19 protein-coding genes and 1 tRNA gene are annotated in these 21,402 nt (G+C 68.4%); 9 read left to right on the plus strand and 11 right to left on the minus strand.

The window, feature by feature from the left end; genetic code table 11:
- Positions 1–59: 59 nt before the first annotated feature.
- Both ACK4MH_RS10250 and ACK4MH_RS10255 read right to left on the minus strand, forming a co-directional pair.
- Positions 60–278 carry a hypothetical protein gene (locus ACK4MH_RS10250; protein WP_409717735.1) on the minus strand — a complete coding sequence of 73 codons (219 nt, stop codon included), beginning with the start codon at positions 276–278 and terminating at the stop codon, positions 60–62.
- Positions 279–641: 363 nt separating this feature from the next.
- Positions 642–718, minus strand: a tRNA-Lys gene (locus ACK4MH_RS10255).
- A gap of 93 nt (positions 719–811) precedes the next feature.
- Here ACK4MH_RS10255 and ACK4MH_RS10260 point away from each other — a divergent pair.
- The 4 genes from ACK4MH_RS10260 to ACK4MH_RS10275 all read left to right on the plus strand — a co-directional run bounded on the left by ACK4MH_RS10260 (position 812) and on the right by ACK4MH_RS10275 (position 8,320).
- Positions 812–1,894 carry a CaiB/BaiF CoA transferase family protein gene (locus ACK4MH_RS10260; protein ID WP_409717737.1) on the plus strand — a complete coding sequence of 361 codons (1,083 nt, stop codon included), beginning with the start codon at positions 812–814 and terminating at the stop codon, positions 1,892–1,894.
- Positions 1,895–1,968: 74 nt separating this feature from the next.
- Positions 1,969–2,235: a hypothetical protein gene (locus ACK4MH_RS10265; RefSeq protein WP_409717740.1), complete on the plus strand. Its 267-nt coding sequence runs from the start codon at positions 1,969–1,971 to the stop codon at positions 2,233–2,235.
- A gap of 44 nt (positions 2,236–2,279) precedes the next feature.
- A complete protein-coding gene (locus ACK4MH_RS10270; protein WP_409717743.1) occupies positions 2,280–4,073 on the plus strand; it encodes an autotransporter assembly complex protein TamA in 1,794 nt (597 codons plus the stop codon).
- A complete protein-coding gene (locus ACK4MH_RS10275; RefSeq protein ID WP_409717746.1) occupies positions 4,070–8,320 on the plus strand; it encodes a translocation/assembly module TamB domain-containing protein in 4,251 nt (1,416 codons plus the stop codon). The genes ACK4MH_RS10270 and ACK4MH_RS10275 overlap by 4 nt, the downstream gene beginning before the upstream one ends.
- A gap of 13 nt (positions 8,321–8,333) precedes the next feature.
- Here ACK4MH_RS10275 and ACK4MH_RS10280 read toward each other — a convergent pair whose 3' ends face one another.
- Together ACK4MH_RS10280 and ACK4MH_RS10285 are read right to left on the minus strand one after the other, a co-directional pair.
- Positions 8,334–8,510, minus strand: a complete 177-nt coding sequence (locus ACK4MH_RS10280; RefSeq protein WP_409717749.1) for an ArsC/Spx/MgsR family protein — start codon at positions 8,508–8,510, stop codon at positions 8,334–8,336.
- A 27-nt stretch (positions 8,511–8,537) separates the two neighbouring features.
- Positions 8,538–9,080, minus strand: a complete 543-nt coding sequence (locus ACK4MH_RS10285; RefSeq protein WP_409717752.1) for a hypothetical protein — start codon at positions 9,078–9,080, stop codon at positions 8,538–8,540.
- Positions 9,081–9,176: 96 nt separating this feature from the next.
- On the opposite strand from ACK4MH_RS10285, the gene ACK4MH_RS10290 reads away from it, so the two are divergent.
- The 4 genes from ACK4MH_RS10290 (at position 9,177) to astB (ending at position 14,370) form a co-directional block, all read left to right on the plus strand.
- Positions 9,177–10,427 (plus strand): hydrolase, encoded by a 1,251-nt coding sequence (locus ACK4MH_RS10290; RefSeq protein WP_409717787.1) that lies wholly within the window; start codon positions 9,177–9,179, stop codon positions 10,425–10,427.
- A gap of 1 nt (position 10,428) precedes the next feature.
- Complete coding sequence (locus ACK4MH_RS10295) at positions 10,429–11,436, plus strand: arginine N-succinyltransferase (protein WP_409717755.1); 1,008 nt, start codon at positions 10,429–10,431, stop codon at positions 11,434–11,436.
- Positions 11,433–12,851, plus strand: a complete 1,419-nt coding sequence (gene astD, locus ACK4MH_RS10300; protein WP_409717758.1) for a succinylglutamate-semialdehyde dehydrogenase — start codon at positions 11,433–11,435, stop codon at positions 12,849–12,851. Before ACK4MH_RS10295 ends, astD begins: the two co-directional genes overlap by 4 nt.
- A 184-nt stretch (positions 12,852–13,035) precedes the next feature.
- Complete coding sequence (gene astB, locus ACK4MH_RS10305; RefSeq protein WP_409717761.1) at positions 13,036–14,370, plus strand: N-succinylarginine dihydrolase; 1,335 nt, start codon at positions 13,036–13,038, stop codon at positions 14,368–14,370.
- Between the two features lie 82 nt (positions 14,371–14,452).
- Here astB and phhA read toward each other — a convergent pair whose 3' ends face one another.
- Both phhA and hspQ read right to left on the minus strand, forming a co-directional pair.
- Complete coding sequence (phhA, locus tag ACK4MH_RS10310; RefSeq protein ID WP_409717764.1) at positions 14,453–15,328, minus strand: phenylalanine 4-monooxygenase; 876 nt, start codon at positions 15,326–15,328, stop codon at positions 14,453–14,455.
- A gap of 67 nt (positions 15,329–15,395) precedes the next feature.
- On the minus strand, positions 15,396–15,704 hold the full coding sequence (gene hspQ / locus ACK4MH_RS10315; protein WP_409717767.1) for a heat shock protein HspQ: 309 nt from the start codon (positions 15,702–15,704) through the stop codon (positions 15,396–15,398).
- Positions 15,705–15,850: 146 nt separating this feature from the next.
- Here hspQ and ACK4MH_RS10320 point away from each other — a divergent pair, with 146 nt between their 5' ends.
- Entirely contained in the window at positions 15,851–16,954 is a 1,104-nt protein-coding gene (locus tag ACK4MH_RS10320; protein ID WP_409717770.1) for a Ppx/GppA phosphatase family protein, read from the plus strand.
- On the opposite strand, the gene ACK4MH_RS10325 is transcribed toward ACK4MH_RS10320, so the two are convergent.
- The 5 genes from ACK4MH_RS10325 to ACK4MH_RS10345 all read right to left on the minus strand — a co-directional run.
- Positions 16,955–17,824 (minus strand): peptidylprolyl isomerase, encoded by an 870-nt coding sequence (locus tag ACK4MH_RS10325; RefSeq protein WP_409717790.1) that lies wholly within the window; start codon positions 17,822–17,824, stop codon positions 16,955–16,957.
- A gap of 34 nt (positions 17,825–17,858) precedes the next feature.
- The gene (locus ACK4MH_RS10330; RefSeq protein ID WP_409717773.1) at positions 17,859–18,734 is read right to left on the minus strand and encodes a peptidylprolyl isomerase; all 876 of its coding nucleotides are present in this window, start codon (positions 18,732–18,734) and stop codon (positions 17,859–17,861) included.
- 6 nt (positions 18,735–18,740) lie between these two features.
- Positions 18,741–19,229, minus strand: a complete 489-nt coding sequence (coaD, locus tag ACK4MH_RS10335; RefSeq protein WP_409717775.1) for a pantetheine-phosphate adenylyltransferase — start codon at positions 19,227–19,229, stop codon at positions 18,741–18,743.
- Positions 19,230–19,290: 61 nt separating this feature from the next.
- A complete protein-coding gene (locus ACK4MH_RS10340; RefSeq protein WP_409717778.1) occupies positions 19,291–20,085 on the minus strand; it encodes an aminotransferase class IV in 795 nt (264 codons plus the stop codon).
- A 173-nt stretch (positions 20,086–20,258) separates the two neighbouring features.
- Positions 20,259–21,402 (minus strand): DNA gyrase C-terminal beta-propeller domain-containing protein (locus tag ACK4MH_RS10345; protein WP_409717781.1); only part of this gene is annotated, 1,144 nt, incomplete at its 5' end.

Genomic DNA, 21,402 nt, shown 5'->3' on the forward strand with positions numbered 1-21,402 from the left:
TTAGATCATGCCACATTACTCAATCAAAGCGTGGCCGCTGAAGGATTGCTAGAGATGGCCTATTGCTCGTGAAGCGGTGCCTCGACGGGCGTGTCTTCCTCATCCTCCACAAGTATCAGGCCACGTTCGGAGGCCAAACGACGCAGGGTGTCCGCGTCGTCGCTTGTGCTGTCTCCGCTTGAATCCAGCACCCAAGGCTGATCCGGTCCCTCGCGGCGTTCTAACGTCCAGGCTCCGTTAATGGCGTTCGGCGGGATGCGAGTGATGCGGGCTTCCATGGTCGGCTCCGGTTTCGTTGACAGATTACCAACAACCTAGTTCATCATCGGTGCCAACAGCCGTGCGCGCCGTTTCGTCGCGCAAGAGCATCCTGCTGCATTTCGTGGTTGCCCTCGTCCCAGAGCCGGGACTTGAGCGGAATCGGCTAAGCTGCGGGCGGTCATCAGGATCTGACGATCCACCGCGACTTAGCGCAGCGATCGGGCGCTCTGGCGTCTAGTTGTCCCTCGCCATGATAAAACGCTTGATAGCGCCACCAACCGGGGCGCGGCGCAGCGCTGGGGAAATCGGATGCAAAGTCACAAAGTTCGCTTTTGTTCTGCCTGCCAGACAGCAAAAAGCCCGCCGAAGCGGGCTTTAAATGGTACGCCCTCTCGGGCTCGAACCGAGGACCCTCTGATTAAAAGTCAGATGCTCTAACCAACTGAGCTAAGGGCGCACCGCGCGACGTCCGGGCTGGCCGAACCGTCGAAGGGCGCCTTCTGTTGTAATCCGGCCTTCCGGTCAAGTCCCGGTCTGCTACTCATGTGGCATGCAACCGTTAAATGGCGTCCGCATCATCGAATTCGACGGCCTGGGGCCGGTCACCTTCGCCGGCATGATGCTGGCGGACTTGGGGGCGGAGGTGGTGCGGCTGACGCGTGACGCCTCGGCCGGGCCTGCCGTGTTCGACGAAGTGGGCGGGGCGGTGCTGCATCGGGGGCGGGCCTTCGTGCCCGTCGATCTGAAGTCGGCCAACGACCGTGAGCGCATCCTTCACCTGGTCGATGAAGCGGACGTGGTGATCGAGGGGTTCAGGCCCGGCGTGATGGAGCGGCTGGGCTATGGGCCGGAGGTGCTTCAGGCGCGAAAGCCTGGGCTGGTGTTCGGCCGGGTGACGGGTTGGGGCCAGACGGGACCGCTGGCGAACGCCGTGGGGCATGACCTGAACTACATCGGCCTGTCGGGCGTGCTGCACGCCATGGGCGAGGCGGATCGTCCGCCTTCCCCGCCGCTGAACCTGGTGGGCGACTATGGCGGCGGAGCCATGCTGCTGGTGGTCGGCGTGCTGGCGGCGCTGGTGGAGGCCAGGACCACCGGTCAGGGTCGGGTGGTCGATGCGGCTATGACCGACGGCGCGGCCCTGCTGGGCGGACTGTTCCAGGCGCTGCGCGGTCAGGGGATGTGGAGCGAGCGGCGCGGGGCCAATCTGCTGGACGGGGGCGCGCCCTTCTATCGGTGCTACGCCTGTCGCGACGGCGGGTTCGTGGCGGTGGCGGCGCTGGAGCCGCGATTCTACGCCGCCCTGCTGGCCGGGCTGGAGATCGCCCCGGCCGAAGCGGTTCAGTACGACATCGCCGCCTGGCCCGCGTTGCAGGCCCGGCTCGCCGCCCTGTTCGCGGGCCGGGACCGCAACGACTGGAGCGCCCATTTCGCCGAGACCGAGGCCTGCGTCACGCCGGTTCTCAGCCTGGCCGAGGCGCCTGAGCATCCGCACAATCAGGCGAGGGCGACATTCCAGGATGGCCTGCCGCGACCCGCGCCTTTGTTCGACGGCAAGGCGGTGGAGCGCGGTCCCAAGTCTGCGCTGACGCTGGACCAGATGGTCACAAAATGGTCCCATCGCGCGGGATGACCAGCGCAGTTTTCGGCGCTAAGGGAACGGCTTAGCGCGGCAGGCGTTGCATGGGCGAAGACCCGGGGACTTTCATGACACGCTCGACTTTCGTTCTGGCCGCCGCCGTATTGAGCGTGTTTGCGCTCTCGGCCTGCGACGACCGTCCGTCGAGGGATGACGATGATTACGTCGACGCGCCGGTCGAGGCGGCTCCCCCGCCGATCAAGGAGGAAACGCCGCCGCCTCCGCCTGAAGTGCAAGATCCGACGCCTACGCCCCCGCCGTCCAGCAGCCTTCCGCCTGATGAACGCACGTCGGAACAGACGGTCCAACCCGAGAGCGAGACCCTGTTCTACTAACGAGCAGGTTTGCCGGGGGGCGTAGTTTTGACGAGAGATCGAGTTTGACGTTCAGGCCTAACCTGCTGGTCGCGACCCTTGCGGCCTTTTCGGCCTGCGCTCATGCGGCGGCGGCGGATCCCCGCGCCCAAATCCGCGGCGACATGGACGCCGAGCTGCGCCGGGCGCTGGAACGCGCTGTGGGCGAGGTCGATGGTGCGCCCGCGAGCCGGTTCGAGGCCCGCCGTCGGGCCGAAAGCGCCGTGACCTCGGCGACCGCCCTGCTGCGGTCGGAGGCCTACTACCAGCCGGTCGTGGAAGACATCGTCGAGGGCGAGGAGACGCCGGTCGCCATCGTCTCGGTCGAACCGGGTCGCCGGTTCCTTCTGACCGACCCGACCATCCAGTGGGTCGATCCCGCGCCCGAGGCCGAGGCTGCCGATAAGGCCAGGACCGCGATCGCCCTGGAGGCCGGAGACCCCGGTCGGGCGGCGGATGTCATCTCAGGCGAAGGGCGGCTTGTGGCGACCCTGGTGCGTGACGGTTACGCCGACGCCAAGGCCAATCCGCGCCGGGTCGTCGTGGACCACGCCGCCTTCACCGTCGCGCCGGAATACCGCATCGCCTCGGGCGCGCTGGTGCGGCTGGACGGCGTGCGGCTGTCGACGCGCGGCCGGACCAATCCTGAGTGGGTCGCCGGCCTGGCGCCTTGGAACGAGGGTGACCGTTACGACCCCGACCAGGTCGCCGAACTGGAGCGCCGACTGCTGGACACCGGCGTCTATGACGGCATCGGCGTGGCCCTGTCTCCTCTGGATCAGGTCACCGCGGACGGTCTGCGTCCTGTGATCGTCAGCCTGCAGGACCGGCCGCGCCGCGTGCTGGAAGCGGGCGCCACCTGGTCCACGGCCGAAGGCGCCGGCGTGGACGTGATCCAGACCCGCTACAACCGCTTCGGCCGCGCCGACACCCTGCGGCTGGAAGCGCGGCTGGCGGACATCGACAGCCGGATCGGCGCGGACCTGTCCCTGCCCCACTGGCGCCGGCCCGGTCGGACGCTGAAACTGGGTGCGGCGGTGGTCAACGAGGACACCGACGCCTATGTGCGCACCGCCCTGGTCCTCTACGCCGACCTGCAGCAGCGGATCGGCAAGACCTCCTATTTCAACTACGGCATCGGGCTGGATGCGGGCCAGTACAGCGAGACCCGCTACGACTTCACCACCCTGCCCCCGCAGCGCGTCGACTTCGACCGCAACCTGGCGATCGTCACCGCGCGGACCAGCGCCTATATCGACCATTCCAACGATCCGCTGAACCCGACCAAGGGCTGGCGCGTCAATCTGGCGGTCCAGCCGACGGCGGTGACGGGCGACAGCAACATCCTGTTCCTGCGCACCGAGACGCAAGGGACGGCCTATTTCCCGGTGGCCGGCGACCGCACGATCCTGGCCGGACGCATGAAGATCGGGTCTATCGTCGGCGGCAGCGAGCTGAATGTGCCGTCGGATCGCCTGTTCTATTCCGGCGGCGGCGGGTCGGTGCGCGGCTATTCCTATCAGGGCGTCAATCCGCAGCTGCCGGACGGGACGCCGCGCGGGGGTCTGTCGCTGTTCGAGACCTCGTTCGAAGTGCGTCAGTCGATCGGCCAGAGCTTCCAGGCCGTAGCCTTCGTGGACGCCGGTTCGGTGGGCTTCCAGGAGACGCCGAACCTGACCAACATGCGCTACGGCGCGGGCGTGGGCGTGCGCTACATGCTGCCGTTCGGGCCGATCCGGGCGGACGTGGCCGTGCCGTTGAACAAGAGTGAAGGCGACTCGGCCTTCCAAATCTACATCAGCATCGGGCAGGCGTTTTGACCGACACACCGCCTGAAGCCAAGCCACCGGAAGTCACACCGGAAGAGACGCCCCCGACCAAGGCCGCGCGGCCCAAGAAGGCGTGTCGCGGGCTGGTCAAACGCATCGCCTTGGTTACCGGCGTGGTCATCGCGGGTCTGCTGGTGCTGGTCGCCGCCGCCCTGGTGGGCGGGCGTTACTACATCGCCTCGGACGGTGGTCGGGAGATGGTGCTGCAGCGGCTGCAGGACCTCAAGATCAGCCGCTATGGCCGGCTGAAGGTCTATGGGCTGAAGGGCGATCTGCTGAGCGATTTCACCATCGACCGCGTCACCCTGGCCGACAGTCAGGGCGTCTGGCTGGAGGTGAACAAGATCAGCATGGACTGGTCGTATCTGGCGCTGGTAGGACGCAGCTTCCACGCCAACGACATCAAGGCCGAGACCGTTCGCGTCCTGCGTCGGCCCGTGGTCGAACCGCCGAGCGGCGAGCCGCCCAGCCCGCAGCCGATCTCGGTTCGGATCGACAAGTTCTCGGCCAATATCGAACTGATGGAGGGCTTCTCCAAGGAGTACGGCCGCTGGAGCCTGTCGGGCGACGCCAGCCTGCCGCGCACCGGGGCCAAGAGCGCCACCGTCAACGCCGACAGCCTGAACCGGCCGGGCGACTATCTGCGTCTGGCCGCGACCTTCGGCGGCAAGCTGGAAGACACGCGCCTGAACCTGCGCGCCAACGAGGTGCAGGGCGGGCCGCTGGCCGGCGCCCTGGGCTATTCGCCCGACCAGCCGTTCTCGGCGGTCGCAGTGCTGAACGCCGATGTCGTCAACGCCCGCGTCCAGACGGGGCAGTTCGTTCCCCTGATCATCCAGGGGCATTTCGGCGACAAGGGATCGCGGGTCTCGGGCTTCGCCGATTTCAGCGGCTCGGACCTGCTGGAGCCGTTCGTCACCCGCATCGGCCGCACCGCGCGGTTCGGCTTCGCCATGGTCCCGACGCCGGACAAGGCCAGCCAGGGCGTGGCGTGGAAGCTGATCTCCGACAACGTCCAGTCCGAGGCGCGCGGCCTGATCCGCAACTCGGACCGCAGTTCCCCGGACGGGATCACACTGAACATCCAGACGGCGTCGCTGAGCCGACTGGTCGGGTCCGACGTCGCCGGGCCGGCCGCCTATTCCGGCCTGTTCAAGGGCGACGCCGAGACCTGGAGCCTGAACGGTCAGGCGACGCTGCTGAACGCCAATGTCGCCAGCTATCGCGCGACCCGCATCGCCGGGCCCCTGAACGTCGCGGTCAAGAACGGCCGCATGGACTTCGACGGCGACATCCGCGCCAACGGCGGGTCGGGTGAAGGCATCATCGGCGGCCTGCTGGGTTCGACGCCGCGCGTGCAGATGCAGGCGGCGCGGATGAAGGACGGCGCCATACTGCTGGAGAAGGTCGATCTGCAGGGCCAGGGTCTGAGCCTGAACGGCTCGGGATCGCGCAACCTGCTGGGCGGGATGAGCTTCCGCGGGAACGCGCAACTGACCGACGCCTCGCGCGTCCTGGCCGAGGCGCGAGGCGCTTTCGGCGGGCCGATCCGCGCGTCGTCGGCCCGAACGGGCGCGCCCTGGGTGCTTAACTTCGACGGGCGGGGGCGAAACCTGACCGTCGGCATGTCCGAGCTGGATCGCCTGCTGGGCAAGACGCCCCGTCTGCAACTGGCCGGCAGGCTGAACGGCGGGCGGATCGAGGTCGAGCGCGGCGAGCTGACCGGGGCGGCCGGACGCGCGGGGGCCAAGGGCATCATCGAGACGGCGGGCGACCTGCGGCTGGCGCTGGACTGGAACGCGCGCGGGCCGTTCGCAGCCGGGCCGGTCGAGATCGGCGGCGACATGAACGGGCGCGGCGCTCTGACCGGCACCCTGTCCCAACCGCGCGTGGACCTGACCGCCGGCTTCCAGCAGGTGACGGCCGGCGCCCTGACGCTGAACAACGCCGATCTGACGCTGAGCTTCCGCAAGGGCGCGGATGCGTCCGACGGCCGGATCATGGTCGTCAGCGGCTCGAACTATGGTCCCGCACGCGCCTCCGGCAACTTCTTCCTGGGCGGCAAGCAGATCCGCCTGACGGATCTGGACGTGGACGCGGGCGGCGTGACGGCCAAGGGCGCCGTCGCCCTGTCGGACAATATTCCGTCCAGTGCGGACCTGACGTTCACGGCGCGCGCCGGGGCCCTCCTGGCCTCGGGCGAGGCGAACGGCCGTGTGCGGCTGACGGACGGCGGCGGATCGGACAGCGCCATCCTGGACGTCAACGGGCGCAACGTCCGCCTAGCGGGCCAGAGCTGGATCATCCGCACCCTGGATCTGGACGGACGCGGCACGCTGAACAACCTGCCCTTCACCCTGGCGCTGGACGTGGGCGGGCCGACGCCGGCCCAGTTCAACGGCGCGGGCGTCTATTCGCGCCAGAACGAGACGCACGGCCTGACGCTGCGTGGCGGCGGTCGGGTGCGCGAGGTGGCCTTCACGACCCGCAGCCCGGCCTCGATCACCCTGAACGGTTCCAACCGGACGGCCCATCTGGACCTGGGCGTCGGGGGCGGCGTGCTTCTGGCCGACCTGCGCCAGGATGCGCGCACCGTCGCGGTTCAGGCCGACCTGACGCAGGTGGACCTGGGGTCGATCTCGCCCGAACTGCGCGGCAGCGTTACGGGCCAGGTCGCCATGCGCGGCGCCGGAAGCGACCTGTCGGGAACGGCCAACATCGCTCTGCAAAACGTGCGCAGCATCGATGCGCCGCGCGGCCTGGCGGTGGACGGACGGGTGGACGCCACCCTGGCCGGCGACCGGCTGACCATCAAGGCGACGGCGGTCGACGAGGGCGCGGTTCAGGCCTCCGCCGACGTCGTGCTGCCGGTCGAGGCCTCGGCAGCGCCGCTACGCCTGGCCATCGCCCGGACCCGCGAAATGTCGGGTCGGGTGTCGATCAACGGCCAGATCCAGCCGATCTGGGACCTGTTCCTGGGCGGCGAACGCAGTCTGGCGGGTCAGGTCAACGGTCAGGCGACCCTTGCCGGCACGCTGAACGCGCCTCGCCTGAACGGCCGGTTCGACCTGAGCCAGGGCAGCTATCGCGAGAACGCGGTGGGCCTGGTGCTGGGCGACATGACCCTGCGGACCCGGTTCGACGACACGACGGCCCAGATCGAGACCTTCACGGCCAACGACGGCTCCGGCGGCACGGTGACCGGCCAGGGCCGCGTCGGCCTGCGTCAGGGATCGGGATCGAACGCGCAACTGACGCTGACCCGCTTCCGCGTCATCGACAACGACATCGCAGAGGCGCGCGCCTCGGGTCCGATCACCATCGTTCGCGGTGCGGACGGCAATATCCAGCTGGGCGGCCGGATCGACATCGACGAGGCCAACATCCAGCCGGAACTGCCCGGCGCCACCGGCATCGTCGGGATGGACGTGGTCGAGATCAACCGGCCCGGCGGCGACCCGGAAGAGACCGAGCAGAAGGCGCGCGGCCCGCAGATCGGCATGGACATCGCCCTGCGCTCGACAGGGGGCAAGGTTCGGGTCAACGGGCGCGGTCTGAACGTGGTGCTGGACGTCAATGCGCGAGTGCGCGGCACCATCGCCAATCCGCAACTGACGGGTTCGGCCAATGTGGTGCGCGGCGACTATGAGTTCGCGGGCAAGCGGTTCGTGTTCGACGACACCGGCCGGGTCACCCTGTCCACCGATCCGAAACAGATCCGGCTGAACCTGGCGGCGACGCGAGAGGATGCGGCCCTGACCGCCTCGATCAACGTCACGGGCACGGCGGCCGAGCCGAAGATCGCCCTGACCTCGACCCCCTCCCTGCCCCAGGACGAAATCCTGTCGCAGGTGCTGTTCGGGCGGTCGGCGTCGCAGCTGTCCGCCTTCGAGGCGGCGCAGCTGGCGGCGGGCGTTGCTGCCCTGGCGGGCGGCGGCGGGTTCGACGTGATCGGCAACCTGCGAGAACTGGCGGGCCTGGACCGGCTGTCCTTCGGCGGCGACGCCTCGGCGGTCACGGTCGCGGGCGGGCGCTACATCACCGACGACGTCTACCTAGAGGTCATCGGCGGCGGCGAGAGCGGCGCGGCGGTCAAGGTCGAGTGGCAGCCCCGGCGCAACATCGCCGTCAGCTCGCAGTTCGGCGGCCAGGGCGATACCAGCCTGTCGATCCGCTGGCGCCATGAAAGCCGCGAGGCCGGCGACCGTCGTCCGAACCGAGGCCGCCGCACCCGCTGAGACGGCCCCTCGGCTAGAGAACCTCCAGCACCCGCTTCGACGTGCGGCCGATGACGGCGCCCTTGTCGGTCTCGACTATGGGGCGTTCGATCAGGATCGGCTGGGCGATGGCGGCGGCCAGCAGGGTTTCATCGTCAGCTCGACGCCCTGCTCGCGCAGCAGCGCCAGGGCGTTGCGCGACGTGCCGCATTCGGATTGTGGAACAGGACGACGGCCGTCACGGCTCGTTGCGAAGGCGATGAAGCAGCATCGCGCCCTGCAGGGACGCGACGTAGATCACGGTCGAGATGGCCGCGGCTGGCCAGGTGGTCAAGATAATCCACAGCGGCAACTCGGGGGCCGGCATCGACCCCAGCAACCGCATGCCCATATTGGCCACCAGACTGTAGGCCATCAGGGCCAGCATGATGATCGGGATCACGCGCGTCATCATCCGCCACTGAACCGCAGCCAAGGCCCCGTAAAGGATCACGGAAAAGATCGCACCGAAGCCGATGGCGTAGGGCCAGATCACCTTCATGAATTCGCGTTGCGTTGCGACCTGATCCGAAGACAGACCCATGCGGGCGTATTCGGCGCTCATCGCCGTGTCGAACCAGCCGGACGTGAACATCCACAAGGTGGGAATCAGACCGACGATCAGGGCGATGCCCAGGCCGATCACCATGGACCGCGCGGACCGCTGGGCCTCGGCCATGCCGCGCGGCAAGATCAGCGGGTTCATGGCCCGAAGCCATAGATCGATCGTCGTGCGTGTCATGTCGTGTCCCTGTTCGCGCGGAAACTAGCGGTGATCGGCGATGACTTACAGACCCTGACCTTCACCTTTGCAGTCGGGGCGTCTAGGGTCCGGCCGATGCGGATTCTGACCTCTGACCAGGCCGTCCTCGACCACGTCGCCGCGCGACGCGAGGCCATTATCGGGCGCACCATCGACTGGGCCAACATCAACTCCGGCAGCCGCAATGCGGCCGGTCTGAACGCCGTGCTGGACGCGCTGGAAGCGGCGGCGAAGGCCCTGCCCGCCACGGTCGAGCGTATCCCGACGCAAGGTTCGACCACCGTCGCCGACGACGGTTCGGTGCGGACCGAGGCCCATGCCGACGCCCTGAAGATCACGGCCCGGCCCGATGCACCGATCCAAGTCGTGCTGACGGGCCATTACGACACGGTCTTTCCCGCCGACAGCCTGTTCCAGACCGTGACGACGCGGGCGGACGGCGCCCTGAACGGTCCCGGCGTGGCCGACATGAAGGGCGGGATCAGCGTGCTGCTGGCCGCGCTGGAGGCCTTCGAGACCCATCCCGACAAACACGGCGTCGGCTGGACCGTGCTGCTCAGCCCCGACGAGGAGATCGGTTCGCCCGCCTCGGCTCCCCTGCTGGCCGAACTGGGCGCACGGGGGCATGTCGGCCTGACCTATGAGCCGGCCCTGGCGGACGGGACGCTGGCGGGGGCGCGCAAGGGCAGCGGCAACTATCATCTGATCGTGACGGGTCGCGCAGCCCACGCCGGTCGCGCCTTCGAAGAGGGCCGCAATGCGGTGGCGGGCGCTGCGATCATCGCCGCCGCCCTGCATGGGCTGAACGGTCAGCACGAGGGCGTCACCGTCAATGTCGCCAAGATTTCGGGCGGGGGCGCGCTGAACGTCGTCGCCGACAACGCCGTGGTGCGCTTCAACGTGCGGGTGCCGGACAAGGCCGCGGCCGACTGGATCGACGCCTCGGTGCGCGCCATCGCCGCCGCGCCGCCGTTCGACGGCCTGACGCTGGATCTCCACGGCGGCTTCACCCGCGCGCCCAAGCCGATGGACGCGGCCCAGACCGCCCTGTTCGAGGCGGTGAAGGAAGCCGGCGCACTGCTGGGCCAGCCCATCGCGTGGAAGCCGTCGGGCGGGGTGTGCGAGGGCAACAACCTGCACGCCGCCGGCCTGCCGAACATCGACACTCTGGGGGTGCGAGGCGGCGACATCCATTCGGACCAGGAGTTCGCCTGGCCCGACAGCTTCGTCGAACGCGCCCAGCTGAGCGCCCTCATCCTGTGCAAGATCGCGTCGGGCGAAATCGACGCGGCCAAACTGAAATCCCTGCGGATGGAAACTCTATAGAATGCTTGTCGTCCGTCCCGCCGGCCCTGCCGACCTCGATCATCTGCTGGAGCTGGCCATCCTGTCCGGCCCGGGCTTCACCAGCCTGCCCGAAGATCCCGACGCCCTGTCCGACCGGCTGGAGCTGAGCCAGGCCAGTTTCCGGGGCGAAGTCACGCCGCAGGAGGCCTGGTACACCCTGATGCTGGAGGACGGCGACACCGGCGACATCGACGGGGTCGGGTCGGTCAAGGCGACGGTGGGGCTGAAGCGGCCGTTCTTCTCGTTCCGGGTGGTGCACAACACCGCGTCGTCGCCGTCGCTGGGCGTCAAGCTGGATCACCAGACCCTGGTGCTGGTCAATGAATGCACCGGCTGGACGGAGGTCGGCTCGCTGTTCCTGAAGGCGGATCGACGCAAGGGCGGCGCAGGCCGTCTGCTGAGCCAGTCGCGCTATATGCTCATCGGCGCCCAGCCCGAGCTGTTCGCCGAGAATGTGCTGGCGGAGCTGCGCGGGGTCTTCACGCCCGACGGCGCTTGCCCCTTCTGGGACCATGTGGCGCACAAATTCTTCCCGATGGAGTTCGACCACGCCGACCGGATGAGCGGCTCGACCGACAAACAGTTCATCCTGGACCTGGCGCCGCGTCACCCGATCTATACCGAACTGCTGCCCGAACCGGCGCGCGCGGTGATCGGCAAGGTGCATCCGCAAGGGGTGCCGGCCATGGCCTTGCTGGAAAGCGAGGGCTTCCGGCCCAACGGTCTGGTGGACATTTTCGACGCCGGGCCGACCGTGTCCTGCGGGCGCGACAACATCCGCACCGTGCGCGATGCCCGCCGCCTGACCGTCGAGATCGCCGGGTCGGTCGAGGCCGAACTGCCGGCCCTGATCTCGACCGACAGCATCGCCGCCTTCCGCGCCGTGCGGGCCAAGGCGGACATCGAGGGCGACATCGTGCGCCTGACCGCCGAAACCGCCGCCGCGCTGAAGATCAAGGCCGGCGCCACTGTCCGCGTGAAATCATGACCCTGTTCAAATCCACCGACCCCGCCACCGAAGCCACCAATTGGGAGGGCGAGGCCGCCACTCCGGCGCAGGTGCAGTCCGCCGTGGACGCCGCCCGCGCCGCCTTCCCGGCCTGGGCCGATGCGCCACGCGCCGAGCGGATCGAGGCCGTCAAACGCTATCAGGCCGTGCTGAAGGACCGCGCGCCCCAGATCGCCGAGGCCATCGCCCGCGAGACCGGCAAGCCACTGTGGGAGACGAAAACCGAGGCTGCCGCCATGATCGGCAAGGTCGACATCTCGATCCGCGCCTATGACGAACGCACCGGCGAACGGTCGACCGACACGGCCTTCGGGCGCGCGACCCTGCGGCATCGTCCGCATGGGGTGGCGGCGGTGCTGGGCCCGTTCAACTTCCCCGGCCATCTGCCCAACGGCCATATCGTGCCGGCTCTGCTCGCGGGCGACACCGTCGTGTTCAAGCCGTCTGAGGAGACGCCTTTGGTCGGTCAGGTCATGGCCGAGGCCTTCGCCGCCGCCGACCTGCCGACCGGCGTGGTCAATGTGGTCCAGGGCGGGCGCGAGACGGGCGCGGCCCTGCTGGACGCCGGGATCGACGCCCTGATGTTCACCGGCTCGGGCGCGGCGGGCGCGCATTTCCGGCGCAAGTTCGCCGATGATCCGCACGTCATCCTGGCGCTGGAGCTGGGCGGCAACAATCCGTTGGTCGTCTGGGATGCGGCGGACGCGCAGGCCGTGGCGGGCATCGCGGTGCAGTCCGCCTTCATCACCACCGGCCAACGCTGTTCCTGCGCCCGTCGCCTGATCTTGCCGGAAGGGCCTCAGGGCGACGCCATCATCGAAGCCATCGCCGCCCTGTCCGACCGGCTGATCTTCGGCCCATGGGACAGTGATCCCGAACCCTATGCCGGGCCGCTGATCTCGGCCCGGGCGGCTGAGGCGGCGCTGAAAGCGCTGCAGGAGCGGATCGACAAGGGAGCCAAGGTCATTCGCGCCTCGGGGCCGGTCGCAAACCTGCCCGGCGCCTTCGTCAAGCCGGCCATCATCGACGTGACCGGGATCGACGTGCCGGACGAGGAGATGTTCGCTCCCTTCCTGTCGGTGACGCGGGTGGCGAGCTTCGACGCCGCGATCCAGGCGGCCAACGCCACCCGCTACGGACTGTCGGCGGGCCTGGTCAGCGACGACCCGGCCAACTGGGACCACTTCATCCGTCGCATCCGCGCAGGCGTGGTCAACTTCAACCGGCCGACCACCGGCGCCGCCGGCGACATGCCGTTCGGCGGCCTGGGCGCCAGCGGCAACCACCGGCCCAGCGCCCATTATGCGGCAGACTATTGCGCCTATCCGGTGGCGAGCTTCGAGGCCGATGCGGTCGCGAACATCGAAGGCGAGATCAAGGGGCTAAGAGCGTGAGGGGGTTTGATGTCTCTCCCTCCCCCTGCGGGGGAGGGACGTCGCGCAGCGACGGGGTGGGGGCGGCCCGGCAGGGACGCACTGGCTTGATGCAAGACAGGTCTGTGGGACGTCGCATTGCCCTCCCCACCCGGCGTCGCCGGCGGCGCAGCCCCCCTCCCCGGAACGGGGAGGGAGAATCTTGGTGACCCCCGCCGTCGAAGCAAACGCCGACGGCCTGATCGGGCCGACCCACTCCTACGCCGGTCTGTCTCCGGGCAATCTGGCCTCTAGTCTGAACAAGGGCGAGGCGTCGAACCCGCGTGCGGCGGTGTTGCAAGGGCTCGACAAGATGAAGACCCTGGCGGACCTGGGTCTGCCGCAGTTCGTCCTGCCGCCGCACGAGCGGCCAAACATCCCCTTCCTGCGGACCCTGGGCTTCACCGGATCGAACGCCCAGGTTCTGGAGCGCGCCTGGAAAGATGCGCCGTCCTTCGCCGCCGCCGCCTGCTCCGCCTCGCCCATGTGGGCCGCCAACGCCGCAACCGTGACCCCCAGCGCCGACGCCGCCGACGGGCGGGTGCATTTCACCCCCGCCAACCTGATCACCAATCTACACCGGTCGCTGGAACACCCGCAGACGAAGCGGGCGTTGGGCGCCCTGTTCCCGGATCCCGAGCGGTTCGCGGTTCATGACGCCCTGCCCTCGGTCGCGCACCTGGCCGACGAGGGCGCCGCCAACCATGTGCGGCTATGCGCCGAGCATGGGGCGCCGGGCGTCAATCTGCTGGTCTGGGGGCGCGAAGCCTTCACGCCCTGGGACGGTCCCTACCCGGCCCGCCAGACGCGCGAGGCGTCGCAGGCCGTGGGCCGTCGCCATGGGGCGAGCGGCGTCGTCCTGGCCCAACAGTCGAAGGCCGCCATCGCCGGCGGCACCTTCCACAACGACGTGGTCTGCGTCGGGGCGCTGGAGACCCTGTTCTTCCACGATCTGGCGTTCGAGGACACGGCGGGAACCCAGGACTCGATCCGCCGCGCGGCCGAAGACCTGTTCGACCCGATCTTCGTCGAGGTCTCCTCCGCCGACCTGCCGCTGGCCGACGCCATCAGCTCCTATCTGTTCAACTCGATGCTGATCCAGATTCCGGGCGAGGATCGCCTGACCCTGATCTGCCCGACCGAGACCCGCGACAACCCGCGCAGCCATGCGGTGGCGCAAGGCCTGGCCGCCTCCAACGGTCCCATCGGCCAGGTGCGTTACGTCGATGTGCGCCAGTCGATGCGGAACGGCGGTGGACCTGCCTGCCTGCGTCTGCGGGTCGTGCTGAACGCGGCGGAACTGGCGGCGACCAATCCGGCCATGCGGCTGACCGACGCGCTACACGCGCGGCTCAAGACCTGGGGCGAGCGCTGGTATCGCGACGAACTGCGTCCCGCCGATCTGGCGGACCCCGCTCTGCTGGACGAGAGCCGGGGCGCACTGGATGAACTGACGGCGATCCTGCAACTGGGCGGGGACTTCTATCCGTTTCAGCGCTGAACCATGTTCGCCTCGGTCCGGCGAGCCATTTCGTTTCCCGTCGTTCGCGGCGCGAGGAGGTAACGGCCCTCCGCCGGACCAATCAGGCCGCGAAACGCCCGCCGCGCTGGGCGTAGGCCTGGGTGCCGCGGGTGAAGACCTGATCGGACGGCAGGACGGTTTCGATGGGCAGGTCGGCTTGGCCATTCAGCGCCGCATAGACCGGACCGAAGTCCTTCAACGTCTCGTCCTTCAGGGCTTCCAGGCTGTCGATGACGAAATAGACCTGCTGGAAATCGTCGATCCGGTACAGGGTGCGCATCACCCGCTCCAGATCGAAGCCCAGGCGGTTGGGCGACGGGTCGTCCAGGGCGAAGACGCTCTCGGTCGCCGAGGAGACGATGCCGGCGCCATAGATGCGCAGGCCGTTCGTGTCCTTCATCAGGCCGAACTCCACCGTGTACCAGTACAGACGCGCCAGATTGGGCAGCATGCCCAGGCCCGCCGCGCGCTGGCCGCCCTTGCCATAGGCCTCCATATAGGCGGCGAAATCGGGGTCGGTCAGCATGGGCACATGGCCGAAGACGTCGTGGAAGATGTCGGGCTCCTGGAGGTAGTCCAGTTGGTCCGGCTTACGGATGAACTGGCCCGAGACGAAGCGGCGATTGGCCAGATGGTCGAAGAAGACCTCGTCCGGCACCAGGCCCGGCACGCAGACCACGGTCCAGCCTGTCAGGGCCTGAAGCTTGGGATTGATCACGTCGAAGTCGGGAATGCCGCCGGCGTTCAGGTCCAGCGCGTCCAGGCCGCGCAGGAAGGCGTCACAGGCCCGGCCCGGCAGGATCTTCATCTGGCGGGCGTACAGGGTGTCCCAGGTCTGGTGCTCGACCTCGGTATAGGCGGCCCAGTTCTGGGGAATGGTCCAGTCGGCGGCCGCGCCCTCGGGCGGCTGTTCGAAGACGTGTTCGAAGTCGGACATGGAGCGCTCCTCTTTTGCCGACAGTCTAGCCCGCCCCGGCCGTGCGTTCCAACCAACAGTCCAACCGTCAGTGCAGTTGTTCGTCCAGAGGCGCGTGGTGGCCAAGGCTATCAGTGGTGAACCACCGCTCGGCGTCGTCGGGCAGCAGGACGGATCGACCGTCTTCCAGCACGGCCTCGGCCGCATAGGCGACGAAGCCGCCGTCGTCGCCAAGAGCATAGACGCGGTAGAAGGGCTGATCGGCAGCGACCGGGCCGGTCTCACCGGCCGGGCCGTCATAGGCGTGGTCGACATCCATCACCACGCCGCGAAAGGCGTCGTCGCGGTGGCGGACGATCTGACCGATGGCGAAACGGGCTGTGTGAACCTGTGTCATCGGTCCTGATACGACCCGGCGTATGACCCGGACGCCTGCAAGTCTGTTCATCTTCCTGACAGAATGGCTTGGCGCGGACGATCCTCGCGGGTTAGGCTGATCGGGACGGGCGCCGTTTTGGACCGCCCACATCGGAATGACGACCCATGCCGGAGACCCACGGCGCGCCCCGACGGCGCGACGAGCGGTCCCAGCCTTCCCGTTCACGGGATGCGTCGGGTCGGGATGCGCCGCTGTATGGCGCGCTCGATCTGGGGACCAACAATTGTCGGCTGCTGATCGCGCGGCCGTCGCGAGAAGGCTTTCGCGTCGTCGACAGCTTCAGCCGCATCGTGCGCCTGGGCGAAGGCCTGTCACGGACGGGCCTGCTCGACCCCCGCGCCATGGACCGGGCCTATGACGCACTGGCCCTGTGCGCCGAGCGGATCGTCAGGAAGGGCGTGGAATCGGCTCGCCTGAGCGCCGTGGCCACCCAGGCCTGTCGCGCGGCCGAGAACGGCGCAGAGTTCATCGACCGGGTGCGCAAGGGAACGGGTCTGCGGCTGCGGATCATCGATCCGTCGGAAGAGGCGCAGTTGGCGGTCGAAGGGTGTCTGAACCTGATCGATCCCAAGGCCGAGGCGGTGCTGGTCATCGACGTCGGCGGCGGATCGACCGAGATGTCGTGGCTGAAGCGCGAAGGCGTGGAATGGACCACCACAGCCTGGATGTCGGCGCCGGTGGGGGTGGTGACCCTGGCCGAGCGGCACCCGGAGCCCCCGAACTCGGGGGAGGCCTGGTACGAAGCGATGGTGGCGGACATGGGCGCCGCGATCGCGGCCGGCGGCATCGTCGATGAACCGATGCTGGAGCTGTTTCGCCAGGACCGAGCCCATCTGGTCGGCACCTCGGGGGCGATCACCAGCCTGGCGGGCATTCACCTGAACCTGCCGCGCTACAACCGCGACCGGGTCGATGGGTTGTGGATGACGCGCGGCGAGTGCGAGGCGGCGGCGGATCGGCTGAAGGCTCTTGGGCCGGATGGGCGGGCGCGCGAGGCCTGCATCGGTCCCGACCGGGCGGACCTGGTGCTGGCGGGCGCGGCCATCCTGGAGGCGGTCCAGCGGGCTTGGCCCTCCGAACGGGTGCGCGTCGCGGACCGGGGCCTGCGCGAGGGCTTGCTGCTGCAGCGGATGCGCGAGGACAAAAAGCCGACGAAGAGCCGCAGGCGTCGGCGCGGTCGGGGTAGAGGGGCGCCCCCCGCGGCCTGATCAGGCCGCGGGCGTGATCCGCACCGGCAGTTCGATGTCGCAGACCGAGAAGTCGGCGCCGCGCGCCTGACGCGCCTGCTGCACCAGGGTCTGGAAGGTGGCGGAGTTGGTGTTCAGCACCGCCGCCGTAGGGCGTTCAGCAGCGGGCAGGTCCGAGGCGACGCGGACGCGGGTCATCTGGTCCGGTCCCTGAACGAGACCGTCGGGCGTGCCGCTGGCCTTCAAAGCGCGCACCACGTCCATACCGGACACGACGCGACCCCAGACGGTGTAACGCTTGTCCAGCGCCGGATAGGCCTGACGCATCAGGAAGAACTGGCTGTTGGCGGTGTCGGCGCCCTCGTCGCGCGCCATGCCGGCGACGCCGGGGCAATAAAGGGCCCAGCCGTGGACCTTGTTGTCGCCGGTGCCCGACATCAAGGCATCGGGCTGGGTCTGGACGGGAATGGAGGCGATGAAGCCGACCAGAGCGCCGACGGGGGCCGCGACCGGGGTGAAGGCCATGTCCGCCCCGCGGCGGAAGGTGAACTCGCCCTTCAGGTCGGGATACCAGCTCTGCCCCTCGCCTGTGCCCAGCGGATCGCCGGTCTGGGCCATGAACCAGTCGATCACCCGGTGCCAGACCAGATTGTCGTAGAAGCCGCGCGAGGCCAGCAGCTTTATGCGCTCGACATGGGCCGGGGCGATCTGGGGCGCCAGCTCGACCAGGACCTGACCCTTGCTGGTGTCGATCACCAACAGGTTCTCGGGCGCGACCGTGCGCCACTCGGTCGGAGGCGGCGGGGGCGCAGGGACGGCGGTCGCGTCCTGGGCCAGGGCGGCCCCGGCCGTCGCGGTCAACACCGCAGCCGCGATCATCAGACTACGCATCGTCATCGTCCCCTCCCCCGTCGTCTTGAAAACGTCAGCCGCCGACGACCTCAGCCACTGGCTGAACGTCACAGATGCTGAAGCCGTTACCGCGCGCAGCGCGTGTGGCGGCGATCCGCTCGGCGAAGGCGGCGCTGCTTGCGTTCAGGACGCGCACCGTAGGACGGCTGCCTTCCGGCATGGCCGACGCCATGCGGACCTGGGTCATGGTGTCGGGGTCGGTCACCTTGCCGTCCTCGGCGTCCGAGCCCTTCTTCAGCTTGCCGACCACATCCAGGCCGGAAACGACGCGACCGAAGGCGGTATAGACGCCGTCCAGCTGGTCGCGCGCGCCCATCATCAGGAAGAACTGGCTGTTGGCGCTGTCGGGCGCGCCCGAGCGGGCCATGCCCAGCACGCCGGGGCAGAACAGGCCGTGGGCGTCGACCTTGAAGTCGGCGGTGACCATCATCTGGGCGTCGGGCTGGGTCTGGACCGGCAGGTCGCTGACCAGGCCGCGCACGCCGGGGCCGACGCTGGGCACGGCGACGAAGCCGGCGTCGCGACCGCGCCGGAAGCTGAACTCGGCCTTCAGGTCGGGAAGCTCGCTGCCGCCTTCGCCGGTGCCTTGCGGGTCGCCGGTTTGCGCCATGAATTCAGGGATGACGCGATGGAACTTGAGACCGTCGTAGAAGCCTTGGTTGGCCAGGGTGCGGATGCGTTCGGCATGGTTGGGCGCCGCGACCGGAACGAGCTCGACCAGAACGCGGCCTTTGGACGTGTCGATGACCAGCAGGTTTTCCGGCGCGATGGTGCGCCAGTCGGAGGCCGCCGGCGTGGTCTGAGCCACGGCCGCAGCCTGAACCTGGGCTTGTGCCGCGCCGCTCGCCAGGAGGGCGGCGACGATCGCCGCGATGATCGCCTTACGCATAGTCTATCAAATCCCGTTCTTGACCTTGGCCCGCACGCGCTCGGCGATGGCGGGGCTGACGAAACTGTCGATCGCGCCGTCCAGACGGGCGATCTCCTTGACCAGCCGCGAGGCGATGGCCTGATGACGCGGATCGGCCATCAAAAATACCGTCTCGATGTCCTGATTGAGGCGCTGGTTCATGGCCGTCATCTGGAACTCGTATTCGAAGTCGGCGACGGCGCGCAGGCCCCGGATGATGACGTTGGCGTCCAGCTCTTCCGCGAAATGCATCAGCAGGGTCGAAAACGGCTGGACCACGATGTCGCCGCCGAAGCTGGCGACCTCGGCCTTGAGCATCTCGACCCGTTCGGCGGTGGAGAACAGCGGCCCCTTGTCGTCGTTCTGGGCCACGCCGATGACCAACCGGTCCACCAGCTTAAGCGCCCGCTTGATGATGTCGGTATGCCCGTTCGTCACCGGGTCGAAGGTGCCCGGATAAAGCCCGATGCGCATGCGTGTCTCCCCAGCCTGTCGCGTGCCGTTGCGGTCGTTTAGCAGGTGCGAAATCAGCGGCCTAGATCGCCTGACACGGGTTTGATCGCCAGGCGTCGATCAATCGCGAGGTCAGGGCCTCTGCCGGGCCGAACCTGTGGCCATTGATGCTGGCCACGGCGCAGGCGGGCGTGGCGCTGTTGCAGATCAAAGCAGCGTCGAAGTCGGCCAGATCGGCCAGCCGCAGAGGGTGCGTCACGCTACTCAGGCCGAGCCCCGCCATCACCCGTTGCAGCAAGGCCTGGCCGGTTCCCAGCAGCATGGGCGCCTCAGGCCAAACTACCGTCTCACCCCGGACGAAGCCAATATTCCAGATTGACCCTTCGGAAATCCACCCGTTCGCATCGATGAACAGGGCGTCGTCGAACCCTGCCAGCGCCGCCTGACGCCGCGCGCGGGTCAGGCCAAATGTGGCGGAGTGCTTGAGATGCGGAACTTCGCGCTCATAGACTTGCGTCTGGAGCCGCAGCGGCGTGCTCAACGGGCACGCAAACGGCGACAGGGTGGTCAGAACGCGCGGCTCGACCAACGCGTCCGGCGCACGCAAGCTGACGGCGTCCGAGAACAGATTGACTCGCAGGCTAAACCGGCCCGACTGTCCGTTCAGCGCCTGTCGCATCCGTTCGCGCAGTCGAACCTCGGGAACGGCGACGCCGAACAATTCGACGGCCTCGGCGTGAAGCCGCGCCAGATGCAGGTCCAAGCCGCGCACCCCGCCGTCCTCCACCTGCATCGATGTGAAAGCGCCGTAGTTAGACAGGACGAAATGGCCCAGGTCCGCGACGTTGGCGGGGCGGCCGTCGATCAGGATATTCACTGGCCGCTCCCGTAGAATCGTCCCTTCTCCCGTTGGGGGAAGGTGGCCCGGAGGGCCGGATGAGGGTCGGCCGGTGGGCCAATTCGCACCACCTGCCCCTCACCCTTTCGCGCAGACCGATCGCTACGCTCTCGGGCGCTCAAGCCCTCTCCCGATGGGAGAGGGTCTTGGTTTTAGGCTTCGGTCTCGCCGCCCTCATCACCCGCGACATCCGCCTCATCCGATCCGCCGCTGTCGGGCAGGCGTTCGACCGAGACGACCTTTTCGTCCTTGCCGGTGCGGAAGATGGTGACGCCCTGGCTGGAGCGGCCGACGATGCGGACCTGGTCGATACGGGTGCGGATCATCTGACCGCCCGAGGTGACCAGCAGCAGGTCGTCGGTTTCCTCGACCGGGAAGGCCGCCGCCAGGCGCGTGCCCGCGCGGCCGCCCAGGCCGTGGGCCGTCAGACCCTGACCGCCACGACCGGTGCGGCGATACTCATAGGCCGAGGAGCGCTTGCCGAATCCGGTCTCGGTGACCGTCAGGATGAACTGTTCGGCGGCGCCCAGTTGGGCGATCCGCTCGACCGTCAGGGCGGCGTCGGCGACGTCGTCCTCGGCTTCGGCAGGAGTTGCGACATCCTCTTCCGCGTCCGCGCCGGCCAGAGCCTTGCGCATGGCGTTGGCGTGTTTGACGTAGGCCGAGCGTTCTTCCGGCGTCGCATCCACGCGGCCCAGGATGGCCATGGAGATGACCTCGTCGCCGTCCTGCAGGCGAACGCCCCGGACGCCGGTCGAATCCCGGCCCTTGAACACGCGCACGTCGTCAGCCTTGAACCGGATCGCGCGGCCCAGCGCCGTGGTCAGCAGGATGTCGTCGTCGGCGGTGCACAGGCCGACGCCGACCATGCGGTCGTCGCCTTCCAGCTTCATGGCGATCTTGCCGGCGCGGTTGACGGTGGCGAAGTCCGACAGCTTGTTACGGCGCACGTCGCCCGCCTGGGTGGCGAACATGATGTCGTAGTCGCCCCAGGTCGTTTCGTCCTCGGGCAGAGGCAGGACGTTCATGATGCTGTCGCCCGGCTCGATGGGCAGCAGGTTGACGAAGGCCTTGCCGCGCGAGGTCGGATTGCCCAGCGGCAGGCGCCAGGTCTTCAGCTTGTAGGCCTTGCCGTTGGTGGCGAAGAACAGGACCGGGGTGTGGGTCGAGGCGGAGAAGACGCCGGTGATGGCGTCCTCGTCCTTCATCGTCATGCCGGACTTGCCCTTGCCGCCGCGATGCTGGGTCCGATAGGCGTTCAGGGCGACGCGCTTGACGTAGCCGCCGTGGGTGACG

Origin of the sequence: Brevundimonas sp. (genome assembly GCF_046295075.1) — a bacterium.
GTDB lineage: Bacteria > Pseudomonadota > Alphaproteobacteria > Caulobacterales > Caulobacteraceae > Brevundimonas.